This window comes from Streptomyces sp. NPDC085900 (assembly GCF_044540925.1).
Taxonomy (GTDB): Bacteria; Actinomycetota; Actinomycetes; order Streptomycetales; family Streptomycetaceae; genus Streptomyces; species Streptomyces gilvifuscus.
Map to the genome: position 1 here is coordinate 343,734 of NZ_JBITSP010000007.1, position 14,324 is coordinate 358,057.

General features: G+C 73.4%; 15 protein-coding genes. 7 read left to right on the forward strand and 8 right to left on the reverse strand.

Features of this window, described 5'->3' with window-relative positions:
- Positions 1-17 precede the first annotated feature (17 nt).
- Positions 18-266 carry a hypothetical protein gene (locus ACIGDI_RS25520; RefSeq protein ID WP_058924653.1) on the forward strand — a complete coding sequence of 83 codons (249 nt, stop codon included), beginning with the start codon at positions 18-20 and terminating at the stop codon, positions 264-266.
- On the opposite strand, the gene ACIGDI_RS25525 is transcribed toward ACIGDI_RS25520, so the two are convergent.
- Entirely contained in the window at positions 245-895 is a 651-nt protein-coding gene (locus ACIGDI_RS25525) for an HAD family hydrolase (RefSeq protein WP_399900745.1), read from the reverse strand. The genes ACIGDI_RS25520 and ACIGDI_RS25525 overlap by 22 nt on opposite strands.
- A 75-nt stretch (positions 896-970) precedes the next feature.
- Complete coding sequence (locus ACIGDI_RS25530; protein ID WP_399900747.1) at positions 971-2,002, reverse strand: hypothetical protein; 1,032 nt, start codon at positions 2,000-2,002, stop codon at positions 971-973.
- A 133-nt stretch (positions 2,003-2,135) separates the two neighbouring features.
- Here ACIGDI_RS25530 and ACIGDI_RS25535 point away from each other — a divergent pair, with 133 nt between their 5' ends.
- From ACIGDI_RS25535 to ACIGDI_RS25545, 3 genes are all read left to right on the forward strand, one after another.
- Positions 2,136-4,640 carry a helicase-associated domain-containing protein gene (locus ACIGDI_RS25535; RefSeq protein WP_399900750.1) on the forward strand — a complete coding sequence of 835 codons (2,505 nt, stop codon included), beginning with the start codon at positions 2,136-2,138 and terminating at the stop codon, positions 4,638-4,640.
- Between the two features lie 80 nt (positions 4,641-4,720).
- A complete protein-coding gene (locus ACIGDI_RS25540) occupies positions 4,721-5,620 on the forward strand; it encodes a UTP--glucose-1-phosphate uridylyltransferase (protein WP_399900753.1) in 900 nt (299 codons plus the stop codon).
- Positions 5,621-5,676: 56 nt separating this feature from the next.
- Positions 5,677-7,320 (forward strand): DNA repair helicase XPB, encoded by a 1,644-nt coding sequence (locus ACIGDI_RS25545; protein ID WP_399900756.1) that lies wholly within the window; start codon positions 5,677-5,679, stop codon positions 7,318-7,320.
- 45 nt (positions 7,321-7,365) lie between these two features.
- Here the strand turns inward: ACIGDI_RS25545 and ACIGDI_RS25550 are convergent, their stop codons facing one another.
- Entirely contained in the window at positions 7,366-7,746 is a 381-nt protein-coding gene (locus tag ACIGDI_RS25550; RefSeq protein ID WP_399900759.1) for a hypothetical protein, read from the reverse strand.
- An 88-nt stretch (positions 7,747-7,834) separates the two neighbouring features.
- A complete protein-coding gene (locus ACIGDI_RS25555) occupies positions 7,835-8,017 on the reverse strand; it encodes a hypothetical protein (protein WP_200705676.1) in 183 nt (60 codons plus the stop codon).
- A gap of 300 nt (positions 8,018-8,317) precedes the next feature.
- On the opposite strand from ACIGDI_RS25555, the gene ACIGDI_RS25560 reads away from it, so the two are divergent.
- Positions 8,318-10,378: a HelD family protein gene (locus tag ACIGDI_RS25560; RefSeq protein ID WP_399900762.1), complete on the forward strand. Its 2,061-nt coding sequence runs from the start codon at positions 8,318-8,320 to the stop codon at positions 10,376-10,378.
- Between the two features lie 4 nt (positions 10,379-10,382).
- Here the strand turns inward: ACIGDI_RS25560 and ACIGDI_RS25565 are convergent, their stop codons facing one another.
- Positions 10,383-11,081: a copper homeostasis protein CutC gene (locus ACIGDI_RS25565; protein ID WP_399900765.1), complete on the reverse strand. Its 699-nt coding sequence runs from the start codon at positions 11,079-11,081 to the stop codon at positions 10,383-10,385.
- Between the two features lie 101 nt (positions 11,082-11,182).
- Complete coding sequence (locus tag ACIGDI_RS25570; protein WP_399900768.1) at positions 11,183-11,857, reverse strand: maleylpyruvate isomerase family mycothiol-dependent enzyme; 675 nt, start codon at positions 11,855-11,857, stop codon at positions 11,183-11,185.
- Positions 11,858-11,902: 45 nt separating this feature from the next.
- Here ACIGDI_RS25570 and ACIGDI_RS25575 point away from each other — a divergent pair, with 45 nt between their 5' ends.
- Entirely contained in the window at positions 11,903-12,565 is a 663-nt protein-coding gene (locus tag ACIGDI_RS25575) for a hypothetical protein (RefSeq protein ID WP_399900771.1), read from the forward strand.
- Between the two features lie 10 nt (positions 12,566-12,575).
- A complete protein-coding gene (locus ACIGDI_RS25580; protein WP_399900774.1) occupies positions 12,576-13,643 on the forward strand; it encodes a GNAT family N-acetyltransferase in 1,068 nt (355 codons plus the stop codon).
- Here ACIGDI_RS25580 and ACIGDI_RS25585 read toward each other — a convergent pair.
- Both ACIGDI_RS25585 and ACIGDI_RS25590 read right to left on the reverse strand, forming a co-directional pair.
- Entirely contained in the window at positions 13,625-13,903 is a 279-nt protein-coding gene (locus tag ACIGDI_RS25585; protein ID WP_272178051.1) for a DUF4031 domain-containing protein, read from the reverse strand. The two genes, ACIGDI_RS25580 and ACIGDI_RS25585, sit on opposite strands and share 19 nt — an antisense overlap.
- Entirely contained in the window at positions 13,900-14,313 is a 414-nt protein-coding gene (locus tag ACIGDI_RS25590; protein ID WP_399900777.1) for a hypothetical protein, read from the reverse strand. Before ACIGDI_RS25590 ends, ACIGDI_RS25585 begins: the two co-directional genes overlap by 4 nt.
- Positions 14,314-14,324: the final 11 nt, after the last annotated feature.

The following is a 14,324-nucleotide window of genomic DNA, read 5'->3' on the forward strand; positions in this document are numbered from 1 at the left end:
GGAACTACCCTGGTCCGGTGCGTGACAAAACCCAAACGAATTCCGCCGCGCCCGGTGACCGACTGATCCGTGCCGGAGCCATCGTGTTCTTCATCGGCGCCGTGGCCACTCTGGTCACAGTGGCTCCGCTGCTCCTGCACGCGAAGCCATTTCCCACGTTCATGTTCGGACTGAGCATGCTCATGGGCGTCGGCTTCCTGATCGCCGCCGCCGGAGTACTGCGTTCGATCGCGGCCGGGCGGCGTCAGGCGCGGGCCGGCCGATAGGAGTCGGACCGCTCGTATTCGGCCAGCCAGGCCGGGAATTCCAGGAGATCCCCGAGAACGACGTCCGCCCCGGCCGTCGCCAGTTGCTCCGCGCTGCACGGTCCGGTCGCCACGGCCACCGACAGGGCCTCGGCCGTGCGCGCCCCGCGCACATCGCCGGTGTGGTCGCCGACGTAGACCCCGGCGCCGTGCTCGCGCAGTGCCCGGGCCTTGCCCTCGGCCCACAGGTCACCGACCAGTTCGTCGGGCCGGATGCCGAGGTGTTCCAGGTGCAGCCTGGCGTTCGGCTCGTACTTGGCGGTCACGACGATCGCCCGTCCGCCGGCCGCCCGCACCGCGTCGATGGCCTCGCGCGCGCCGGCCATCGCGGGCGTCGCGGCGATCGCGATCGTCGGGTACATCGACCGGTACAGATCGGCCATCTCCCCGATGCGCTCCGCCGGGAACCAGTTGACCAGTTCCTCGGCCAGCGGCGGCCCGAGCCGGGTGACCGCGAGGTCGGCGTCGATGTACGTCCCCGTCCGCTCGGACAGCGCCCGGTAGCAGGCGTGGATGCCGGGCCGGGAGTCGATGAGGGTCATGTCGAGATCGAAGCCGACGGTGAGGGCGGGCTGGGTCGTGGTGGCCATATGGGCCATTGTGCCCGGCCCGTACGACGCTCAGGCGTCCGCCGGGTGTGACCTACACGTACCTCGTCCGCGCGCCTACGCCTTGCGCTGCGAGCGCCATACGACATACAGCGCCGACAGCACGGCCGCGCCCCGCACCACCCACGGCCAGGTCTGGGAGATCGCGTCGTTCATGTGCCCCTGCGCGATGGGGTCGCCCCAGCGGCCGTCGTTGCGGCCCCACAGCCACACCACACCCGCCGTCACCGCCAGGCCCGGCATGCCGGCGACCGCCCACTTGGACTCGTTCTGGGTCAGGCGGCGGGAGGCGTAGGCGATGAGCCAGCCGAGCAGCAGGGCGAACCAGTTCCCGAGGACCGCGCCGGCGACGAGCAGTCCGGCGGCGATCAGCAGGAGGGGGTTGCTCCAGCGGCCGGAGGACAGCGGGAGGAGCCGGCGGCGGGCGGCGACGGGCGCCCCGGCCTCGGGCACGGCCTCCGCCACGGGCTCGGCGGTCTTCCCGGCCTTCTCGGCCTTCTCGGTCGCGGGCGTCCGCTCCCGCTCCTCCTGCGGGCGCGGGGCGCTGAGCAGGTCCGGGATCTCCACGCCGCCGACGAAGCCCGGAGGCAGACTGTCGCCGAACCGTGCGCTGTCCACCCGCCACCAGTCGGGCCGGGTCGCGCTGCCGCCGAGTTCATGGGCTCCGGCGAGGTGCGGCGGGGAGGGGGCGTCGGAGGGGGCGGACGGCTTGTCCAGGGGCACCGGTCCGCTCGGGCGGGGGCGCGGTACGACCCGGCGCAGGCCCTTGCGCGGTTCCTCTCCCGCCGGTTCGTCGTCCCGCTGCACCGGCACGTGCGTGGGGGTGGCGGCGCCTCCCCCGGAGGGGGCTCCCCCGGAGGGGGCTCCCCCGGCCGCGTCGACGACCTCGTCGGGGCTGCCGAGCCGGTTGATGATCCGGCGCACCGCGGCCGGGCTGTCGACGGTCGCCTTGGCCCGCCGCCGGTCGATCTCGTTGCGCAGCTCCGAGACCAGCCGCATCCGGGCGGCCGAGGGCAACTGCCGTTGCTGCGCCACGTCGCCGACGCGGCTCAGATACTCGTAGACGACCTTGTCGCTCTCGATACCCACGAAGTCCCCTCCGGGGCGGGTGCGTTGGATACCCCGTCGCAACGACGGTAGCGCAGGTGAACACCCCGTTCTCCGCCTGTCCGCCCCTTTCGTAGCGGAACGCCCTCATCTCGTACCCGCTAACGTGGGTCAGATGAGCACCCCCGGCCCACGTTCCCTCGCAGAGGCGCTCCGGCTCAGGGACGACGCCTCCCTGTCGGAGCTGCTGCGTGCCCGCCCCGATCTCATCACCCCCGTGCCCACCGACCTCACCCAGCTGGCCACCCGGGCCGGCACCCGGGCCTCGGTCGTGCGCGCCCTGGAACGGCTGGACCGGTTCGCGCAGCAGACGGCACAGGCGCTGGCGGTCGCCGGGGACCCGGCGTCGTACGGGGAACTGCTCGGACTGATGACCGGCGACCAGGGCGACCCGGCCGTCGCGGCGGCGCTCCCCCGCGCCCTGGGCACCCTGCGCGCACAGGCCCTGGTGTGGGGCGACGACGAGCGGCTGCGGCTCGTACGGACGGCCCGCGAACTGCTCGCGCCCTCCGCGCAGCACCCGTCCCCGACGGGGCTCGGGCCCACGGTGCAGGAGGCCACGGCGGGCATGTCGCCGGGCCGCGTCCAGGAGATCGTGGCGAAGGCGGGGCTCGCCTCGACGCACGACTCGGTCTCCGCCGTCGCCGCGCTGACCGGCCTGTTCAGCGACCGCGCCCGTATGGCCGCCCTGCTCGCCGAGGCGCCGGCGGAGTCCCGGGAGGTGCTCGACCGGCTGGTGTGGGGGCCGCCCTACGGACAGGTCACCGCGGACCCGGCGCCCAGACTGCGCTGGCTGCTGGACCGTGGGCTGCTGCTGCCCACCGCGCCCGGCACCGTCGTCCTGCCCCGCGAGGTGGCCCTGCACCTGCGATCCGGCCGCGCGCACCGCACGACCGAGCCGATGCCGCCGGCCCTGGAGGCGACGGCCACGCACCGTCCACAGGTTGTGGACGCGACGGCGGCCGGGCAGGCGTACACCGCGCTGGCCACGGTCGAGGAGCTGCTGAAGGACTGGGACGAGGGCGGCCCCGCCGTGCTGCGCGCGGGCGGCCTGAGCGTGCGGGACCTCAAGCGGACCGCCGTCGCCCTCGACGTCGCCGAGCCCGTCGCCGCCTTCTGGGTCGAACTCGCCTACGCCGCCGGGCTGTTGGCGTCCGACGGGGAGGCCGACGAGCGGTTCGCGGCGACCCCGGCCCACGACGAGTGGCTCCAGCAGCCCGCCGATCTGCGCTGGACCCGGCTCGCGGAGGCCTGGCTGACGGCGACGCGGACGGCGGGGCTGGTGGGCGGGCGGGACGCGAAGGACCGTACGTTGTCGGCGCTGGGCCCCAACCTCGACCGGTCCGCCGCGCCGGAGGTACGCCACCGGGTGCTGACCCTGCTGGCCGGGCTGCCGGAGGGCACGGCGCCCTCGGCCGAGTCGGTGCTGGCCCGCCTGGCCTGGGAACGCCCGCAGCGCCGCGAGGACGACCTGCGCGCCCGGCTCGCCCGCTGGACGCTGTCGGAGGCGGAGCTGCTGGGGATCACGGGACGCGGAGCGCTGTCGGCCCACGGCCGCGCCCTGCTCGGGGCGCCGGCGCCCACCGCCAAGGCGGCGGAGTCCTCCGGACCCGGCGACAAGCTCCCCGTGCACCACACGCCGGTCGTCGTGGAGCCCCTCTCCCCCGCCGAGCAGGCCGTCGCCTCGGCGGCCGCCGCCCGGCTGCTCGCCCCGCTGCTGCCCGAACCCCTCGACCACGTCCTGCTCCAGGCCGACCTCACGGCCGTGGCACCCGGCCCCCTGCAGCGGCCGCTCGCCGCCATGCTCGGGGTGCTCGCGGACGTCGAGTCGAAGGGCGGGGCGACCGTCTACCGGTTCACGCCCGGCTCCGTGCGCCGCGCCCTGGACGCCGGGCAGACCGCCGCCGACCTGCACGCCTTCCTCACCGCGCACTCCCGTACGCCGGTCCCCCAGCCGCTGGCGTACCTCATCGACGACGTGGCCCGCAGGCACGGGCACCTCAGGGTCGGCGCGGCCTCGGCGTACGTGCGCTGCGACGACGACGCCCTGCTCAACGAGATCATGGCCGACAAGCGGGCCGCCGCCCTGCGCCTGCGCCGCCTCGCCCCCACCGTGCTGGCCACCCAGGCCGACCCGGCCGCCCTCCTGGAGGGCCTGCGCGCGATGGGCTTCGCACCGGCCGCCGAGTCCGCCGAGGGCGACGTCCTGATCACCCGCGCCGACGCCCACCGCACCCCGCCGCGCACACCCCCCGAGCCGGTCCCCGACGGGCCCCCGGCCCCGGACGCCACCCTGCTCGCCGCCGCGATCCGCGCCATCCGAGCCGGTGACCTCGCCGCCACGACCCCGCGCAAGCCCACCGCCGCCCCGCTCGCCGGCGGCGACCTGCCCCGCACCAGCTCCGCCGAGACCCTCGCCACCATGCAGGCCGCCGTACTGACCGGCGAGGCGCTGTGGATCGGCTACGTGAACGCCGAGGGCTCCGCCAGCCAGCGCGTCATCGCCCCCATCCGCGTCGAGGGCGGCTTCGTGACGGCGTACGACCACACCGCGGACGAGGTACGGACGTACCCGCTGCACCGGGTGACGGGGGTGGCCGAGCTCGCCGACGAGGCGTGAACCCGACCTCCGCATGCCTCCGCGCGGCCTGACACGGGCAGTCTCCTGACGGACCGCGACCGACGAAAGGGACCGACCCCATGGCCACGACGATCCGCCGCGCAGTCATCCCCGCCGCCGGGCTGGGCTCCCGCCTCCTCCCCCTCACCAAGGCGATCCCGAAGGAGATGCTGCCGGTCGGCGACAAGCCGGTCATCGAGCACACCGTCCGCGAGCTGGTGGCGTCCGGGATCACCGACATCACGATCGTCGTCTCCGGCGGCAAGGGCCTGATCCAGGACCATTTCCGGCCGAATCCCGCACTGGTCGACCAGCTGCGGGCCGACGGCAAGACGGCCTACGCCGACGCCGTCGAGGAGGTCGCCGAACTGTCCCGGCGCGGCCACATCACCTACCTCGACCAGCACGGCCCGTACGGCAACGGCACCCCCGTGCTCAACGCGGCCCGCAACGTCGGCGACGAGCCGATCCTCGTCCTGTGGCCGGACGACGTCTTCGTCGCCGAGGTCCCGCGCGCCCAGCAGCTGATCCGCGCCTACGAGGCCACCAGCTGCCCCGTCCTCGCCCTGCTCCCCATGGACCCGTCCGACTCCCAGCGCTACGGCGTCCCCCGAGTCAAGGAGAACCTGGGCGACGGCCTGCTGTGCATCACCGGCCTGGTGGAGAAGCCCAAGCCGCAGGACGCGCCCTCCGCCTACGCGGCCATCGGCGGCTACGTCATCACCCCGGGGATCGTCGAGGAGCTGCGCAAGCAGACCAGCGCCTGGTACGAGCACCGCACCGGCGAGATCTACCTCACCGACGCCATCAACGCCTACGCCGCCACCAAGGCCGCCTACGGCCAGGTCATCCAGGGCCGCTGGTACGACACCGGCAACCCGCTGGCCTATCTGACCGCCCAGTTCGCGCACGCCCTCGCCGACCCCGAGTACGGCCCGCACCTGCGCCGCCTGGCGGAGCCTCCGGCCGACCGGCCCTGATCGCCCGCGATTGAGGCACACTGGACGTTTGGCCGTGCGAAGGGAAGTGCGCGTAGGTGAACGGTCCTCTCATCGTCCAGTCCGACAAGACCCTGCTCCTGGAAGTCGACCACGAGCAGGCCGACGCGTGCCGCCGGGCCATCGCGCCGTTCGCGGAGCTGGAGCGGGCGCCCGAGCACATCCACACCTACCGGGTGACTCCGCTGGGCCTGTGGAACGCGCGTGCCGCCGGGCACGACGCCGAGCAGGTCGTCGACGCGCTGGTGCAGTTCAGCCGCTACCCGGTGCCGCACGCGCTGCTCGTGGACGTCGCCGAGACGATGGACCGGTACGGCCGGCTGACGCTGAGCAAGCACCCCGCGCACGGCCTGGTGCTGACCACCACCGACCGGCCGGTGCTGGAAGAGGTGCTGCGCTCCAAGCGCGTCGCGCCGCTGGTCGGCGCCCGCATCGACCCGGACACGGTCGCCGTGCACCCCTCCGAGCGCGGGCAGATCAAGCAGACGCTGCTGAAGCTGGGCTGGCCGGCCGAGGACCTCGCCGGGTACGTGGACGGCGAGGCGCACCCGATCGAGCTCGCCGAGGACGGGTGGGCGCTCAGGCCGTACCAGAAGCAGGCGGTGGAGAACTTCTGGCACGGCGGCAGCGGCGTCGTCGTGCTGCCCTGCGGGGCCGGCAAGACGCTGGTCGGCGCCGGGTCGATGGCGCAGGCCAAGTCCACGACGCTGATCCTCGTCACCAACACCGTCTCCGCCCGGCAGTGGAAGCACGAGCTGGTGAAGCGGACCTCGCTCACCGAGGAGGAGATCGGCGAGTACAGCGGGACGCGCAAGGAGATCCGGCCCGTCACCATCGCCACCTACCAGGTGCTGACGACGAAGCGGAAGGGCGTCTATCCGCACCTGGAGCTGTTCGACTCCCGGGACTGGGGGCTGATCGTCTACGACGAGGTGCACCTGCTGCCGGCTCCGGTGTTCAAGTTCACCGCGGACCTGCAGGCGCGGCGGCGGCTGGGCCTGACGGCGACCCTGGTGCGCGAGGACGGCCGTGAGTCGGACGTGTTCTCGCTGATCGGCCCGAAGCGGTTCGACGCGCCGTGGAAGGAGATCGAGGCGCAGGGCTACATCGCTCCGGCCGACTGCGTGGAGGTCCGGGTCAACCTCACCGACTCCGAGCGGCTCGCGTACGCCACCGCCGAGCAGGAGGAGAAGTACCGCTTCTGTGCGACGACCGCGACCAAGCGGAAGGTCACCGAGGCCCTGGTGCGCCGGTTCGCCGGGCAGCAGATCCTCGTCATCGGCCAGTACATCGACCAGCTCGACGAACTGGGCGAGCACCTGAACGCGCCCGTCATCAAGGGCGAGACCTCCAACGCCCAGCGCGAGAGGCTCTTCGACGCCTTCCGCGAGGGCGAGATCAGCGTGCTGGTGGTGTCGAAGGTCGCGAACTTCTCCATCGACCTGCCGGAGGCGACGGTCGCGATCCAGGTGTCCGGCACCTTCGGGTCGCGGCAGGAGGAGGCCCAGCGGCTGGGGCGGGTGCTGCGGCCGAAGGCCGACGGCCACCAGGCCCACTTCTACTCGGTGGTCGCCCGGGACACCATCGACCAGGACTTCGCCGCCCACCGGCAGCGGTTCCTGGCGGAGCAGGGGTACGCCTACCGGATCGTGGACGCGGACGAGATCCTGGCGGAGAGCTGAGAGCTGAGAGCTGAGAGCTGAGGGCTTCGGGCTGAAGCCCCGCCGTCAGGGCGCGGGCAGGGTGAACACCAGCAGCAGGACGAACAGCGCCGGCAGCACGGCCGCGAGTGCGGCGCAGACACGGACGGGCAGCCAGCGCAGCTTCCAGGGCAGGGCCCAGGCCGTGACGAGCGCGGCGAGGGTGGGCAGCGTGCCGTACTCGAGGGTGCCGTAGATCAGGGACAGGTGGGTAGTCAGCGCCGACGAGCAGTCGTCGGGGCCGCAGGCGTCCGTCGCCATGGCGGACAGTCCGCCGAAGAGCACCGCCGCGGGCCCCAGGAACACCAGGAGCACCGTCGCGACCAGCGGCGCGATCCACGCCCTGGGGTCCCGCCCGGCCGTGTCCGACGAGGCCGGGGGCTGTGCCGCGAAGTGCTGTGTGGTCATACGAGCAGTGAACCGGGGCGCCGGACTGCGGGGCACCGGTACGGATACTCATCCCACGCGGGGCCACCTACTCAGGTGGTCCCGCGGATCACTTGCGGCGGACGCCCGCTTCCTCGCCGTACTCGCCGAGTATGACGACATCGAAGGCGGCGCCGGCGAAGACACGGATCGCGCGAAGGGCGTTGCCGAGGCGGTGCGTGCCGTGGAGGTCGGAGACTGGGGTCGCACCGGACGGGCGACCGGGGGCTGGGGTGATGGTCGCTGCACTCATGTATCCATGGTGGCGCCACGGACATAAGGAGAGCATCGGTCCAAGGTCCCCACTTGCTGTGATACCTGGGTACCCCCCATGGGTGAGAGCCTCCACCCGGGGATGGAAGGGTGAACCCCTAGGGGGAGCCGGGAACCGAGCCGGACCGGCCCGAAAAACGGTTGGCCACCGGAGCGCCCCCTCGCCTAAAATCTCCGCTCTTGCCCGCCTCCCTCGACGGAGCGCCGCCGACCGGCCGGAAACCGGACGGCATCTCGCAGCAGCAGTCACCCGGCCCGCAGCACCTTCGGAGGCACCCCCTTGTCCACGTCCGTCGACGACCCCGCGCCCCTGGACGATCCCCTCTCCCGCGAGCGCGCCCACCTCGCCGAGTCCCGTGCGGCGCTGCGCGCCATGCGCGAGGACGTCGAGTCGCTGGACATCCGCGACGTCACCGCGAACTGGGTCAACGCCGAGGTGCTGGCCCGCCAGATCGACGAGCGGATCAAGGCGCTGGCCGATCTCAGCGACACCCCGCTGTTCTTCGGCCGCCTCGACTACCTGCACGCTCCCGGCGCGGACCAGGCCGAGGGGGCGTACGGGGAACGCTTCTACATCGGGCGCCGGCACGTGCACGACCACGACGGCGACCCGATGGTCATCGACTGGCGGGCGCCGGTGTCGCAGCCGTTCTACCGGGCGTCCAAGAAGGACCCGATGGACATCGCGCTGCGCCGCCGCTTCGGGTACACGCGCGGCGACATCACGGCGTACGAGGACGAGCACCTCTCCGACCCGGCGGAGGCGGCGCGCACCAGCAAGCTGCTCCAGCAGGAGATCGAGCGCCCGCGCGTCGGTCCGATGCGGGACATCGTGGCCACCATCCAGCCGGAGCAGGACGAGATCGTGCGGTCCGGGCTCGGCGGCACGGTGTGCGTGCAGGGCGGCCCGGGCACCGGGAAGACGGCCGTCGGCCTGCACCGGGTCGCCTACCTCCTGTACGCCCACCGCGAGCGCCTCGCCCGCACCGGGACGCTCGTCATCGGGCCGAACCGGTCCTTCCTGCACTACATCGAGCAAGTGCTGCCCGCACTGGGCGAGTTGACCGTGCAGCAGGCGACGGTGGACGACCTGGTGGCGCAGGTGGAGGTGCGCGGGACGGACGACGCGGCGGCCGCGGTGGTCAAGGGCGACGCGAGGATGGCCGAGGTGCTGCGACGGGCCGTGTACGCGCACGTGACCATGCCGACCGAGCCGGTGGTCGTGGTGCGCGGCTCGCGTCGCTGGCGCGTCCCGGCGTACGAACTGTCGGACATCGTCCGTGAGTTGCTGGACCGGGACATCCGTTACGGCGCCGCCCGTGAGGCCCTTCCGCAGCGCATCGCGCACGCCGTGCTGGTGCAGATGGAGCGCTCCGGTGAGGCGCCGGACGACCGGGTGCAGGACGCGGTGGCCCGCAACGCGGCGGTGAAGGCGGCGGTGAAGCAGATCTGGCCGCCGGTCGACCCGGCGAAGCTGGTGCTGCGGCTGCTGACGGACGCGGACTTCCTGGCCGAGCACGCGGAGGGCGTCCTCAGCGAGGAGGAGCGCAAGACGATCCTGTGGGCGAAGCCGGTGCGCAGCGTCAAGGCGGCCAGGTGGTCGCCGGCGGACGCCGTGCTGATCGACGAGACGACGGACATCGTCCAGCGCACCCACTCCCTCGGCCATGTGGTCCTGGACGAGGCGCAGGACCTGTCCCCCATGCAGTACCGCGCCGTCGGCCGGCGCTGCACCACGGGCTCGGCGACGGTCCTCGGCGACCTGGCGCAGGGCACCACGCCCTGGGCGACCCGGAGTTGGGACGAGGCCCTCGCTCACCTCGGCAAGGCGGACGGTGTGATCGAGGAGCTGACGGCCGGTTTCCGTGTCCCGACGGACGTCATCACCTACGCCTCCCGCCTCCTGCCGCACATCGCCCCCGGTCTCACCCCGGTCGCGTCGGTCCGTGAGAACCCCGGCTTCTTCGCTCTGCGGACGGTCGCGGCAACCGATGAAGTCGTCGCCGCCTGCGCGGAGTTGCTGCGCAACGAGGGCTCGACCGGTCTCATCGCGGCCGACGCCCGCGTTCCGGCACTCGCCGAGGCACTGACGGCGGCCGGCATCGGCTACCTGGCCCCCGGCGAGGAGACGACGGCCGAGACCCGGCTCACCCTGGTCCCGGCCTCGCTCGCCAAGGGCCTGGAGTACGACTACGTCGTACTGGACGAACCGCAGGCCGTGGTGGACGGCGAGCCGGACGAGCGGACGGGGCTGCGCCGGCTGTACGTGGCCCTGACCCGAGCCGTCTCCGGCCTGATCGTCACGCACGCGGCGCCGCTGCCACCCCAGCTCGAAGGGTGAGCGGCTAGGCGGCGGAGCCGTCCAGGACCCGGCGCCACCGGCCCACGGCCTCCGCGGAGACCGGGGCGTCCCAGCCGCCGGGTCTCGCCGCACCGCCGATGTGGAACGCGTCGATGCCGGCGGTGCGCAGGTGCGGTACGTGGTCCAGCCGGAGGCCGCCGCCCACCAGAAGTTGCTGCTCGTAGCCGGGCTCCCCGCCCCTGGCCGCCTCGGCGAGCAGGGTCGGGAGCCCGTCGTCGACGCCCGTGGCCGAGCCCGCGGTGAGGATGGTGTCCAGGCCCGGCAGGCCGTCCAGCCGCTTGCGCAGCCCGTCCCGGTCGGCGGTGTGGTCGATCGCCCGGTGGAAGGTCCAGCGGCAGCCGTCCAGCTCGGCGACGACCCGCTCCACCGCGGCGAGGTCCACGCAGCCCTCGCCGTCGAGGAACCCGAGCACGAACTCGTCGGCGCCCGCGGCCCGCATGTCCCGTGCGACCCCGGCCAGCCGCTCCACGTCTCCGGCGGCGAACCCGTCCGCCAGCCGCAGCATCACGCGCAGCGAGATGTCGACGGCGGCGCGGATCGCGGTGAACGTGGCGGCCTGCGGGGTCAGGCCGTCGGCCGCCATGTCGGTGACCAGTTCGAGGCGGTCCGCGCCTCCGGCCTGGGCGGCGACCGCGTCCTCGGCGTCGAGGGCGATCACCTCCAGGACTGCACGCTTGCTCATGGGACCCCATTCGTCGTGTGGGCAGGCGGTACGACCTCGATGCACAGGTCTAGTCCAATTCAAAGACTACGCCCCTGCGGCCGCCCGCACGACGACGCCCCTCAGCCAAAGATGTTCAGGTCCCCCGCCTCCGCTCCCGCCAGTTCGTACGACACCCCCTGCGGCACCGGACGCCCCGCGTACAGCCGTACGAGGGTGGCGGCGTCGCCGATGAAACGGGCCGGCGTCCGCTCCCCGCTCACCTCGCCCAGCAGCAGCGGCTCGTCCACGTCCTCCAGGTCGGCGTGGAGCGGCGCCCGGCCCTTCTCGCGGGTGATGCGGGCCAGCAGGGTGAGCGCGTCCGGGAGCCCGGCGCCGGCGTAGGCGCCCGGCTCGCCCCACACCTCGCGCACGTCGCCGGCGTGCACCCACTCGCCCAGTGCGACCATGTCCAGAATCCCGCCGGCCTTGGCGATCACCGGTCCGGCCTCGGTCATCCCGCGCTCCAGCTCGTCGACGACCTGCCGGTTCGTCCACTCGGCCCGCTCGGCGATGTCGCGGTCGTTGGCCTCGGGCGAGAAGACGCCCTTCTCGAACCGGCTCTCCACCACCCGCATCAGCGCGGACGAACAGTGCGCGAGCACGTCCCGCACGCTCCACCCCGGGCACCCGGCGGTCGGCAGCGCGAAGTCCGCGTCCGGGCGGGCCCGCAGCAGCGGTACGAGGGCGTCGCGCTCGGCGACCAGGAGACGTCCGGGAAGTTCGGGGTCGCGTGCTTCGGGAGTCGTAGTAGTCATGGGGTCACGCTAGGGGCGGGAGGTGATCGGCGGGAGAATGGGCGCATGGCCGATCTCGACGCCCTGCGTTCCCGCTGGACCCGCGCCCTGGCCGGAGCCCGAGGCTCCGCCGCCGGCCCCGACCCGGTGCCGTACGCCGACAACCTGCTGGCCCGCTGGCAGGAGCCGCAGCGCCGGTACCACACGCTCGCCCACCTGGTCGCCGTCCTCGACCACGTCGACACGCTGGCGGAGTACGCGGACGATCCGGACGCGGTGCGGCTGGCGGCCTGGTTCCACGACGCCGTCTACCTCCCGGACCGGTCCGAGAACGAGGAGCGCTCCGCCCGCCTCGCCGAACGCGCCCTGACCGAGGCCGGCGTCCCCGACGACACCACCGCCGAGGTCGCCCGGCTCGTCCGGCTCACCGTCACCCACGACCCCGCCGACGACGACCGCGACGGCCAGGTCCTGTGCGACGCCGACCTCGCGATCCTCGCCTCGCCGCCCGCCGCGTACGCCGCCTACACCGCGGCCGTGCGCGAGGAGTACCACTTCGTGCCGAACGACGCCTTCCGCGCGGGACGGGCCGACGTCCTGCGTCAGCTCCTCGCACTGCCACAGCTGTTCAGGACGCCGTACGGACGACGGAAGTGGGAGGCGACGGCCCGTTACAACCTCTCCTCCGAGCTGGAAATCCTGTCGACCGCCGCGGAGGGGGCCGAATAGCCTTCGGCCCATGCGTGCATTGGGCGGGGATCAGGTGGAAGAGGCCGTCGCGAGCTGTCTCGCGGCACTGCGGCCTGCGGTGGACCGGGACTGGACGGCGGTGCGGGCAGCCGGGATGGACTGGACCGCCCACGAGACGGCGTTCCACATCGCGGAGTGCCTCGTCGGGTACGGGGCGAACCTCGCCGGACGCGCCCGCGACGGCTACGTCCCCTTCGAGATCACGCTCGACGAGGGCACCGACAACACGGGCCTGCTGCACCTCGTCGAGTCGATGGGCGCCCTGCTCGCCGCGGCGGTCCGCACCGCCCCGCGCGACGCCCGCGCCTTCCACCCCTATCCCTTCCGCAGCGCGAACCGCGAGGGCTTCGCCGCGATGGGCGTCGCCGAGGTACTGCTGCACACGTACGACATCGCGGGCGCCCTGGGAATGGCCTACGAACCGCCGTCCGCCCTGGCGGAGTTCGTCCTCGCCACGATCTTCCCGCACGTCCGGCCCGACGCGGACGCCTGGCGCACCCTGCTGTGGGCCACCGGGCGCGGCGAACTGTCCGGCCGGACCCCGGTCACCGAGTGGCGCTGGAACAACAACCTCGTCCACACCACGGACCGCCTCACCCTGGAGGGGATCACGCCGGCGTCCGCACGCGACCTGGTCCTCGGTGGGGACGGCGGCTTCGACTGGCTCGCCGACGGCCCGTTCGCGGGCACGCGGGAGGCCGCCGGCTTCCTGCTGAAGGCCTACGAGGAGGGCGTCCACCGGCCGGAGTTCGGCGTCTTCGTCCTCGTCCGCCGGGAGGACGGCCGGGCGATCGGCGGCATGGGCTTCCACGGCGTCCCGGACGAGGAGGGGCGGGCGGAGGTCGGCTACGACCTGGTCGAGGCCGCCCGCGGCCACGGCTACGCGACCGAGGCACTGCGTGCCCTCGCCGACTGGGCGTTCGCCCGGGACGACGTCCGCGCGCTGTTCGCGACGGTCGACCGCGACAACCTCCCCTCCCAGGCGGTCGTCACCCGCGCCGGGTTCCGCAAGGTGAGCGAGGAAGAGGAGACGTTCGCCTACGAACTCGGGCGCTGAACGCGGCCCTTGGGCCGTCGCAGCCCCGCCTCCGTCAGCAGCCGCACCACCTCACGGCTGCTGACCTGCACGGCCCCGGCGGCCACCGCGTCCGCGTACCGGTGCGAGGGGATGTCGTAGTGGTCGCGCTCGAAGGCGCGCCGCGGCACGCCCAGCCGGTCGGCGAACAGCCGCAGTTCGTCGTAGGAGACGTCGCTGATGAGGTGGGACCACATGCGGCCGTGGCCGGGCCAGTCCGGCGGGTCGATGTAGACGGTCACGGCGCGGGCGTCCCGCCCGTCGCCGTGTCCAGCGCCCCGACGGCCGCGACCCGCACGCCCGCCTTGTGGCAGACCCAGTGCGGGTCGGCGCCCAGTTCGGGCTCGACCTCCAGCGCGTGCGGGTCGCCGGAGCCGCAGACCGGGCACAGCGGCCAGCGGCCGTAGGTCTCCAGCAGGGCGTCCTGGACGTCCTGGGCGACCAGCCCCGTCACGAACTCCGCGCCCTGCGGCCACTGCTCGACCCACCAGCGCCGCTCGGCGACGGAGTCCTCGACCATGGACACCACGTCCGCCGCGGCGACCCGCCCCGCGGCCAGGTCGGCGAGCACGAGGGCGCGCGCCACGTGCAGCGCCCGCTCCAGAGGGGTGACCGGGGGGCCCGGGGTTTCAGGGGTGTCGGAGGGATCCATGCACCCATTGT

What these genes read in the sequence shown, in the direction of transcription:
- ACIGDI_RS25590 (WP_399900777.1), bottom strand. Translation starts at nt 14,313, where the DNA reads ATGGATCCCTCCGACACCCCTGAAACCCCGGGCCCCCCGGTCACCCCT.
- ACIGDI_RS25555 (WP_200705676.1), bottom strand. Translation starts at nt 8,017, where the DNA reads ATGAGTGCAGCGACCATCACCCCAGCCCCCGGTCGCCCGTCCGGTGCG.
- ACIGDI_RS25550 (WP_399900759.1), bottom strand. Translation starts at nt 7,746, where the DNA reads ATGACCACACAGCACTTCGCGGCACAGCCCCCGGCCTCGTCGGACACG.
- ACIGDI_RS25570 (WP_399900768.1), bottom strand. Translation starts at nt 11,857, where the DNA reads ATGACTACTACGACTCCCGAAGCACGCGACCCCGAACTTCCCGGACGT.
- ACIGDI_RS25525 (WP_399900745.1), bottom strand. Translation starts at nt 895, where the DNA reads ATGGCCACCACGACCCAGCCCGCCCTCACCGTCGGCTTCGATCTCGAC.
- ACIGDI_RS25575 (WP_399900771.1), top strand. Translation starts at nt 11,903, where the DNA reads ATGGCCGATCTCGACGCCCTGCGTTCCCGCTGGACCCGCGCCCTGGCC.
- ACIGDI_RS25540 (WP_399900753.1), top strand. Translation starts at nt 4,721, where the DNA reads ATGGCCACGACGATCCGCCGCGCAGTCATCCCCGCCGCCGGGCTGGGC.
- ACIGDI_RS25580 (WP_399900774.1), top strand. Translation starts at nt 12,576, where the DNA reads ATGCGTGCATTGGGCGGGGATCAGGTGGAAGAGGCCGTCGCGAGCTGT.
- ACIGDI_RS25535 (WP_399900750.1), top strand. Translation starts at nt 2,136, where the DNA reads ATGAGCACCCCCGGCCCACGTTCCCTCGCAGAGGCGCTCCGGCTCAGG.
- ACIGDI_RS25565 (WP_399900765.1), bottom strand. Translation starts at nt 11,081, where the DNA reads ATGAGCAAGCGTGCAGTCCTGGAGGTGATCGCCCTCGACGCCGAGGAC.